The 9580-nt window shown below is 59.1% G+C and carries 8 protein-coding genes; 7 read left to right on the forward strand and 1 reads right to left on the reverse strand.

All coding sequences use genetic code 11. From position 1 onward, the window contains the following. Window positions 1-60: 60 nt before the first annotated feature. The 7 genes from ACXR2W_RS01870 (at window position 61) to ACXR2W_RS01900 (ending at window position 9176) form a co-directional block, all read left to right on the forward strand. Window positions 61-1041, forward strand: a complete 981-nt coding sequence (locus ACXR2W_RS01870; protein WP_458812709.1) for a virulence RhuM family protein/type II toxin-antitoxin system death-on-curing family toxin — start codon at window positions 61-63, stop codon at window positions 1039-1041. Then, entirely contained in the window at window positions 1038-2213 is a 1176-nt protein-coding gene (locus ACXR2W_RS01875; RefSeq protein WP_458812711.1) for a restriction endonuclease subunit S, read from the forward strand. The genes ACXR2W_RS01870 and ACXR2W_RS01875 overlap by 4 nt, the downstream gene beginning before the upstream one ends. After that, window positions 2210-5308 (forward strand): type I restriction endonuclease subunit R, encoded by a 3099-nt coding sequence (locus ACXR2W_RS01880; protein ID WP_458812712.1) that lies wholly within the window; start codon window positions 2210-2212, stop codon window positions 5306-5308. Before ACXR2W_RS01875 ends, ACXR2W_RS01880 begins: the two co-directional genes overlap by 4 nt. A gap of 84 nt (window positions 5309-5392) precedes the next feature. Next, window positions 5393-6316 carry an Abi family protein gene (locus ACXR2W_RS01885; protein WP_458812714.1) on the forward strand — a complete coding sequence of 308 codons (924 nt, stop codon included), beginning with the start codon at window positions 5393-5395 and terminating at the stop codon, window positions 6314-6316. 88 nt (window positions 6317-6404) lie between these two features. Further along, window positions 6405-7313, forward strand: a complete 909-nt coding sequence (locus ACXR2W_RS01890) for a phosphotriesterase family protein (RefSeq protein ID WP_458812716.1) — start codon at window positions 6405-6407, stop codon at window positions 7311-7313. 175 nt (window positions 7314-7488) lie between these two features. Further along, on the forward strand, window positions 7489-8013 hold the full coding sequence (locus tag ACXR2W_RS01895; RefSeq protein WP_458812718.1) for a flavin reductase family protein: 525 nt from the start codon (window positions 7489-7491) through the stop codon (window positions 8011-8013). A 50-nt stretch (window positions 8014-8063) separates the two neighbouring features. Then, window positions 8064-9176: a glutathione S-transferase family protein gene (locus ACXR2W_RS01900; RefSeq protein ID WP_458812720.1), complete on the forward strand. Its 1113-nt coding sequence runs from the start codon at window positions 8064-8066 to the stop codon at window positions 9174-9176. 33 nt (window positions 9177-9209) lie between these two features. Here the strand turns inward: ACXR2W_RS01900 and ACXR2W_RS01905 are convergent. After that, on the reverse strand, window positions 9210-9580 hold a 371-nt coding region (locus tag ACXR2W_RS01905; protein ID WP_489948821.1), incomplete at its 5' end, for an HNH endonuclease signature motif containing protein.

Here is a 9580-nt window from a genome sequence, read left to right on the forward strand (position 1 = left end):
GTGTCGGGTACCTTCAAATAACCAAGAAGCCGTGCGCATAGTGATAGAGGAGACATTCTCATGACCGAGCAGTCGCAGGCAAACGAACGCACCGAGGGCGAAGTAGTCTCGTATATTCGAGACGATGGTTCGCCAGCGTTTGATGTACGCCTCGAGAGCGAAACGCTGTGGTTGAGCCAGCAACAAATCGCAGAGCTGTTTCAGTCTTCGCGCACGAACATCGTTGAACACATTCGGAACGTGTACGAAGAAGAAGAGTTGAGCGAAAGCGCAACCTGTCAAAAATTCCGACAGGTTCGAATCGAAGGAACACGACAGGTTGCGCGTGCGATTCCGTTCTACAACCTTGATCTCATTTTGTCGGTTGGTTACCGGGTCAAGAGCAAGACTGCTACACAGTTTCGCATTTGGGCGTCTGGGGTGCTGCGAAGCTACTTGGTCGAGGGGGTAGCCGTCAACGAGCGCAGGCTGCACGAGCTCGGGCAGGTCGTGCAGATTCTTGCGCGCTCTTCAGACGAGCTGATCGCTGGGGTCGCCGAAGTAGTGGCGGGGTATCTACCCGGGCTCACTTTGCTGCGCGACTACGACAACGCCCGGCTTGCGGCGCAGCCGCGGGCGGTGCCCGGCTGGCAGCTCACACTCGACGACGCTCGGGCTGTGGTGGCACAGGTGGCGACAGAGTTCCCCGCCGACACACTGCTCGGCCGTGAACGCGGTGACGCGCTCGCCGGTATCGTGGCGACGATCTACCAGGGGTTTGCAGGTCAAGAGTTGTACCCCACGGTCGAAGAGAAAGCAGCCAACCTGCTCTACCTGATTGTGAAAGATCATCCGCTGTCTGACGGCAATAAGCGCAGCGCTGCGGCCCTGTTCGTGACGTTCTTGGCGCACAATGACGCGCTATGCGATGCTGCAGGGCGCGCACGCGTGTCAAACAACGCGCTCGCGGCGATCACCCTATTGGTCGCGATGAGCGACCCGAAAGAGAAAGAACTGATGGTCGAACTCATCATTCGCATGCTGACGGAGGAGGGCCGATGAGCCGGATCGATGACCTGATCGCGGAGCACTGCCCCGATGGTGTGACTCAGCTAAGAGTTGGAGACTCAGTTTCAGTTGTTGCAACGCCACGAGGCATCAAGCGTAGTTTGTATCAAAAAGGTTCAAAGTTTGCCATTGTTGATCAGGGCCAGTCACTAGTTGCTGGATTTACGGATGATGCAGCGTTGCTCCTGCCCGAAAGCCAGTACATTGTTTTCGGAGACCATACCCGGGCTGTGAAGTGGATCGATTTTCCCTTCGCAGTGGGAGCCGACGGTACAAAAGTACTTTTGGCGAATGAGGACCTTCTCCCAAAGTTTGCCTACTACGCTTTGGAAAATCTCATCATTGCTGACAGAGGCTACAACCGCCATTGGTCCGTAGTGAGAGAAATGCCAATCCCGGTGCCGCCGATTGAGGTGCAGCGTGCGATCGTCGAGGTGCTGGATACGTTCAGCAAGCTGGAAGCGGAGTTGAAAGCGGAGTTGGAAGCGGAGTTGGAAGCCCGCAAACAGCAATACGAGTACTACCTAAATCAATTGTTGACGCCTCAGTCCTTAGACCGAGATGCGTGTATCCCAATGGGTGAGATTGGGGTCTTCACTCGCGGGCGCCGTTTCACGAAAGGGGATGTAGCAGAGTCGGGTATTCCGAGTATCCATTACGGCGAAATCTACACCGAGTATGGCGCATCTGCTACTCAAGCTGTTCGCGAGGTTCGAGCTGACTTGCAAGACCAGCTTCGTTTTGCGCAACCAAATGATGTTGTGTTTGCTGGGGTTGGGGAGACTGTCGAAGACGTCGGTAAAGCAGTCGCGTGGCTAGGCGACCATCCCGTCGCTGTGCATGATGACACATTCTTTTTCACCTCGAAACTGAATCCAAAGTATGTGGCTTATTTTTCTCAGACCAACGAGTTCAACCTTCAGAAGGAAAGTCGTGTTGCCAGGGGCAAAGTGAAACGGCTTTCCTCTGCCGGGCTCGCAGCAATCCGGATCCCTATTTTGCGTCTGGAAGAGCAGCGCCGCATCGTCGCGATCCTCGACAAGTTCGACGCGCTCGTGAACGACCTCAGCGTTGGTCTGCCTGCTGAGCTTGCTGCGCGGCGGCAGCAGTATGAGTATTACCGTGACAAGCTCCTCACCTTCAAAGAATTGGAGGCGGCAGCATGACCGGCTCGAGCGTGAACTATGACCTGATCGCGTTTGGTGGCGAGTCGACCGTTGTCGTCGAGTACGAACCTGACCCGCGCGATCAAGCGTCGTATCAGTCGGAGTCGCAGCTTGAGAACGAGTTCATCAGACAGCTCGAGTCTCAAGCCTACGAGCGCGTACACATCACGAGCGAGGCAGACCTCACCGTGAACCTGCGTGCTCAGCTCGAGGCGCTCAACGATTACCGGTTCTCGGACGCCGAGTGGGAGCGGTTCTTCAAAGGTGTCCTCGCCAGCAGCAACGAAAGTATTGCCGAGAAGACGGCTCGCCTGCAAGAGGATGACACGAAACAACTCCTCACGCGTGATGACGGTTCAACGAAGAACATCACCCTGCTTGATAAGCGCGACATTCACAACAACCGACTCCAGGTCATCAACCAGTACGCGGTCGACCGCGGCCACGGTGCAGATGAAAACACTGCTGGCGCATCCTTCTCGAACCGTTATGACGTCACCATCCTGGTGAACGGCCTGCCGATGGTGCATGTGGAGCTGAAGCGGCGCGGGGTGCCGATTCGTGAAGCGTTCAACCAGATCGACCGATACCAGCGCGACAGTTTCTGGGCCGGCTCCGGTCTCTTCGAGTACGTGCAGCTCTTCGTGATCTCGAACGGCACGCAGACCAAGTACTACTCAAACACCACCCGCCGCCAGCACGTCACTGACCAAACGGGTCCGCGCCGCACCAAGAAGACGTCGAACAGCTTTGAGTTCACGTCGTGGTGGGCTGACGCCCGCAACAAGCCGATCCTCGACTTGACGGCGTTCGCGAAGACCTTCTTCGCGAAACACACCCTGCTGAACATCCTCACCCGCTACTGCGTGCTCACCGAGGAGCGGCTGCTGCTCGTGATGCGCCCCTACCAGATCGTGGCGACCGAGAAGATCCTGCAGAGGATCGATATCTCGACGAACTATAAGACCCTCGGTACCCGTGACGCGGGAGGATACGTGTGGCACACCACCGGATCCGGCAAGACCCTCACCTCCTTCAAAACAGCGCAGCTTGCCTCGCGCGTGGGCAGCGTGGACAAGGTGCTCTTCGTGGTCGATCGTAAAGACCTCGACTACCAGACGATGAAGGAGTACGACCGCTTCGAGAAAGGGTCTGCGAACTCGAACACATCGACAGCGGTGCTGAAACGCCAGCTCGAAGACCCGTCGAAGAAGATCATCATTACGACGATCCAGAAGCTCTCCAACTTCATCAGCGGCAACAAGGGCCACGACGTGTATTCGGGCCACGTGGTGCTGATCTTTGATGAGTGTCACCGCTCGCAGTTCGGGGACATGCATACCGCCATCACGAAGGCGTTCAAGCGGTATAACCTGTTCGGGTTCACAGGCACCCCGATCTTCCCCGAAAACAGCCCGGGCGTGAAAAACTCTGCGCTGGCGGCCGCAAAGACCGGGCGTGCTCAAACCATCGGCCCCGCCACCACCGAGCAAGCGTTCGGCGACAAGCTGCACACGTACACGATCGTCGATGCGATCAACGACAAGAACGTGCTGCCGTTCCGCATCGACTACATCAACACCATCAAAATGGGTGCTACCGGCGATAAACAAGTCAGTGCGATTGATACGGAGAACGCGCTCCTCGCGCCGGCACGTGTGTCGCAGGTGACCCGCTACATTCTTGAGCACTTCGACCAGAAAACGAAACGTCAAGAAGGGTACGCGCTCGGTGAGCGGCGTGTGAAGGGTTTCAACTCGATCTTCGCGACCGCCTCCATCACGGCGGCACGCACCTACTATCAAGAGTTCAAGAGCCAGCAAGAAGCATTGCTGCCCGATCAGCGGCTTAAGGTGGCGACGATCTTCTCGTATGCCGCAAACCCCGACAGTGAAGACGGGCTGCTCGAAGAGGAGGGCTTCGAAACCGATGCCCTCTCGGGTGATGCGCGTTCATTCTTGGAAACCGCGATCTCCGACTATAACCACATGTTCGGCACGAGCTTCGATACGAGTTCGGATAGCTTCCAGAACTATTACAAAGATCTTTCGCAGAAGCTCAAAACCCGTGAGCTCGACCTGGTCATTGTGGTGAACATGTTTCTCACCGGGTTCGACGCGACCACCCTCAACACGCTCTGGGTAGATAAGAACCTCCGCAGTCACGGGCTGATTCAGGCGTATTCGCGTACGAACCGCATTCTGAACTCGGTGAAGACGTACGGCAACATCGTGAACTTTCGCGACCTCGAAGAGGCCACGAATGATGCCATCGCGCTCTTTGGGAATAAGGACGCTGCAGGGATTGTGCTGCTGAGGCCGTACCGTGAGTACTTCGAGCAGTATGCCGAGAAAGTCACGCAGCTGTTGCAGCAGTACCAGCCGGGGGCGCAGATCGTGGGTGAAGAAGCCCAGGTCGAGTTCGTGAAGCTCTACGGCGAGATCTTGAAGCTGCGCAATATTCTCACCTCGTTCGATGACTTCGCAAACGACGAGATCCTCTCTGACCGTGACCGGCAGGACTACCAGTCCACCTACCTCGACCTGTGGAACGAGCGCAAACGCGCGGCCCAGAGCGAGAAGGAATCCATCATCGAGGACGTGGTCTTCGAGATCGAGCTGATCAAACAGGTCGAGATTAACGTCGACTACATTCTGCTGCTCGTGCAGAAGTACCGTGAAGAACGCGGCGACGGTGACGACCAGGAGCTGCGCGCCGGCATTAGCCGTGCGATCGATTCGAGCCCGTCCCTGCGCAATAAGAAGGAACTCATCGAGAACTTCGTAGATTCCGTGTCGGTGAAGGGCGAGATCGAGGCTGAGTGGCGGGCCTACGTGGCGGCGCAGCGCGAGAAGGAGCTGGCCGAGATTATTGGGTCCGAGAACCTGAAGCCTGAGGAGACGGTGCGGTTCGTAGAAGCGGCGTTCCGCGACGGCGCACTGCGCACCACCGGCACCGCGATCACGAAGGTGCTGCCGCCGGTGTCGCGGTTTTCGAAGGACAGGAACCACAGTGCGAAGAAGCAGCGCGTGATCCGGCTGCTGGGTGAGTTCTTCGAGCGATTCTTTGGGCTAAGTTCTGAGGGAATGTGCTAGTTTTGTATATAACAAGACCGGTTCCGCTACCCACTTCGGTGGGAGTCCAGGGCCGGTCCTCGTTTTTCCTCCCGGGCGGTGACGGTGGCGAACCCTAAACAGTTCAAGACGTACACGCAGCAGCTTGCGCTCCTCGAGCAGCGCGGCATGGCCATCGAAGACCCCACATCTGCTGAAGCGTTGCTGCGCAAGCTGAACTATTATCGGCTCTCCGGCTACTGGCATCCAATGCGACGCTTTGACGCCGACACAGGGCAGAGCCTTGATGTGTTCCGTTCTGGTGCGTCATTCGAACTTGTCCACCAGCTGTATCTGTTCGACGAACAGCTCCGGCGCGTACTGTCGGAAGAACTGGCACGGATCGAACTGGCAGGTAGGGCGCTCATTGGGCACGAACTCGGGGCGATTGATCCTTTCATTCACATGAAACCAGAGCTTCTCGGAGCGCCCGCTCATCAGAGTACGTCGAAGCGCGGCGGGACCCGATACGAAGTTTGGTTGAAGAAGTACGAAGCAGCGCTGAGTAGCTCACGCGAAGATTTTGTGGCACACCATAAAAACAAGTACAGCGGCAAGCTGCCAATCTGGGCAGCTGTCGAGGTAATGGACTGGGGCACGCTCTCGCACCTCTATGGCATGTCACCTGGGCGCGCACGCAACTCAGTTGCTGAAGCGTGTGGGCTGAGAGCACCGCAGCTGGAGTCTTGGTTGAAGTCATTGAATATTCTGCGGAATTACGCCGCGCACCATGCGCGGCTGTTCAACCGTGTCTTCGGCATTAAACCGAGACTCAGTAATGATCCACGACTTGCGGTGGTGAAAGGGAGAGAGAATCGTGTTTTCGCGCAGCTGACACTAGTTCAGTATCTCCATCGTGAGCTAAATCTATCCGCGGCCACAGCGATACCGGCTCTGTTGGCGACCTACCCGGAGAACGAGGTCGTACCGTTCCAACGAATCGGGGCGCCTGAAGGGTGGCAACGGTTCGTGCTCTGGTCATTACCCTGATCCGGAACTTGAGGCTCGCCGCTCGCGAGGCGGCAGCGTACCAGACGTGGTCTTTCGCCGCTCGTAGAAAAACCGCTACTATGTGGCCATGACGAACCCACAGGTGATGACGGTGTTGGGCCCGGTAGACGCGGAGTCTCTGGGGCGGGTAATGCCGCACGAGCATGTACTGTGCAAAGAACTCGGCATGGGCGAGGGCCCGCTTGACGACATTGAAGGCGCGATCGCTGATCTCATCGCTTTCAAGGAGGCCGGCGGGGGAGCTGTTGTAGATCTCACTACCCCCGACCTCGGCCGCGACCCCCGGGCATTGCGCCGCGCCTCAGAAGAGTCGGGTGTGCACATCGTCATGGGGGCCGGGTGGTACCGCGAATCGTTCTACACCGAGGACTTCAACAAGACTTCGGTCAATGAGTTGGCCGAACGCCTCATCAAAGACATTGAGTCAGGCGAAGACGGTATACGACCCGGTGTGATCGGTGAGATCGGGGCCGATCATGACTATCTCTCAGCGCTCGAAGAACGCGCCCTACGCGCCTGTGCCCGGGCGCACAAACACACGGGTCTCGCAATCGTGCTTCACGCGGTGATGAGTGAGGTGGGCTCGTGGCAGCTCGACGTGCTTGAAGACGAGGGAGTCGATCTCAGCCGTGTCGGTGTGGGCCACTGCGATCTCTACCCAGATATTGACTACCACGTGCGTCTCGCTGAACGGGGCGCATTCGTGATGTATGACACCCAAAGCTTGCCCAGCCCAGAGCTTGACGCGGCACGCATCGAAAACACGCTTGAGATGGTGCGTCGCGGCTACACCGAGCGGCTGCTACTCTCTCACGACGTGTGCACCCCGAGCGGCCGAGCCGCGGGAGGCGGGCCGGGCTACGCCAAGACGCTCACCACTGTGCTCCCTACACTGCATGAGCGTGGCGTATCGACAGGCGCGACCACACGCATCGTCACCCACAACGCTTGGCGATTGCTCACCGGCACGGCGTAGTTCAAACGGCATAACCCGCGGGGCGTCATCTCCAAAGTAGCTCGCTATCACTGGCGCCTGTCGTGCATCTCGGAATGTTCTTCAGCTCCAGGGTGTTGACTGAGACGTAGGGTCGCTGACGCGATCAATACATCCACGAACCGGCACTCACATACATCGAAACGGGAGCACACGCGTGACGCGCATTATTGCAGGCGAAGACAACAGCAGCCAGGCTGCACCCCATGCAGGGGCCGATGCCCTGAAACGTGCGTTCCGCGAGCACCCCGCAGGTGTTTCACTCATTACCGCGCACACGAGTGCTGGCCCCGTGGGGCTTACGGCATCGAGTGTCGCGTCGGTGGGCATCGACCCGGCGGCGATTTCGTTCTCGGTGACCCGCGCCACGGGCAGCGCCGGTGGCATCTTGAACGCTGAGACATACCTCGTGCACCTGCTTGACTCGCGGCACGCCGAGATTGCTCAGTCATTCGCGATCTCAGGTGCCGACCGCTTCACCGAAGAGCAGGGGTGGGAGGCGCTGCCCACGGGCGAGCCACACTTGCCCGGCACACGCGTTGCGCTACGCTGCCGCACCCTGCACTCCCTCGCGGTTGGGGCGTCGGTCATTGTCGTGGCCGAGGTGCTCGATGCGGTGTTTGGCGAAGCCGCTGACCCGCTCGTTTACGTGGATCGGAAGTTTCACACCCTCGCGCCGTAACCGCACGAACGCCAGCACGAGCAAGAGCAGCAAGAGCAAAGGAGCACACCGTGGCGAATCGACAAGAGCAGCAAGAGCACGCCGCCAGCTACATCAACGCTGGTGAATCGTTTGAGCGTGACACGACCTACATCGAAGATCGCATCGTGCAAGATCCTGCACAGGTCGCTACGCTCCCGGTGCCGCCTGCGTCAAAAGTGGGTGCACTCGGCTACGGTCTGAGCGCAGGCGCCCAGGCCTGGCCCGTCGAGCCCGGTAAGTACCGACTCGTAGCGGCGGCGGCCTGCCCATGGGCGAACCGCACCGTGATCGTGCGACGGCTGCTCGGCCTTGAAGAAGCTATCTCGCTGGGGCGCCCAGGCCCGATCCACGACGCGCGGTCGTGGACCTTCGATCTCGATGACGGCGGCGTCGACCCTGTGCTCGGCACTGAGCGACTGCAAGAGAACTACTTCAAGCGGTTTCCGAACTACCCCCGCGGTATCACCGTGCCGGCGATCGTCGACGTTGCTTCGGGCGGCGTCGTCACGAACGATTACCCGCAGATCACGCTCGATTTCTCGACTCAGTGGCGAGAGTTTCATCGCGACGGCGCCCCCGATCTGCTGCCAGACGAGCTCATGGAAGACATGTGGCCGGTCATTGAACGCGTCTTCACTGAGGTCAATAACGGTGTTTATCGCTGCGGGTTCGCGGGTAGCCAGGACGCTTACGAACAAGCGTACGCGCGGCTGTGGCAGGCGATGGACTGGCTCGAAGAGCGGCTCGCGAAGAACCGCTTTCTCATGGGCCCCGTGATCACCGAGGCCGACGTGCGCCTGTTCACAACGCTCGCACGCTTCGACGCGGTCTACCACGGCCACTTCAAGGCGAACCGCCAAAAGCTCACCGAGATGCCTCACCTGTGGGCATACGCGCGCGAACTGTTTCAAACTCCCGGGTTTGGCGACACGATCGATTTTGTGCAGATCAAGCAGCACTACTACGGCACGCATCTCGACGTAAACCCCACCGGCATCGTGCCCGCGGGCCCCGACCTCGCGGGCTGGCTCGAGCCTCACGGCCGCGAACGACTCGGCGGTTCGCCCTTCGGGGAGGGGAGCGCTCCCGGGCCTGTGCCAGCGGTTGATCGAGTGCCCGCGGGGCATTCGCCGCTCGGCTAGGTCAGGATCCAACACAAACCGCGTTTCGAACCGCTAAAACGGGCCTGGTTCTTCGCCTGTGGTGTCGGTGTCGCTGGTGGGCTCGTCCCATTCGTGTTCCCCGAACGGGTGCTTGCGGGTGTGCTCGTCGGCGAGGGCCTGCACGTCGGGTGGTTCGAGCGCGGTGCGAAACATCACCCGCGAGGGCGGCTCGGTGAGATACTTGCGGCCTGATGGGAACGTCCACGTGAAGTCACCGTTGTCGCCCTGTTCGGGGAGGCACCCGCCGTGGTGTTTAATCACATGGTGACCGCGGCAGGCCGCCGAGATATTAGTGAGCGAGGTGGGGCCGCCGTCTTCTGCGGCGACCGTGTGGTCGATGTCGCACCGGTAAATCGGCAGAGTACACCCCGGGAACCGGCAAG

This window comes from Leucobacter faecis, from assembly GCF_054456695.2.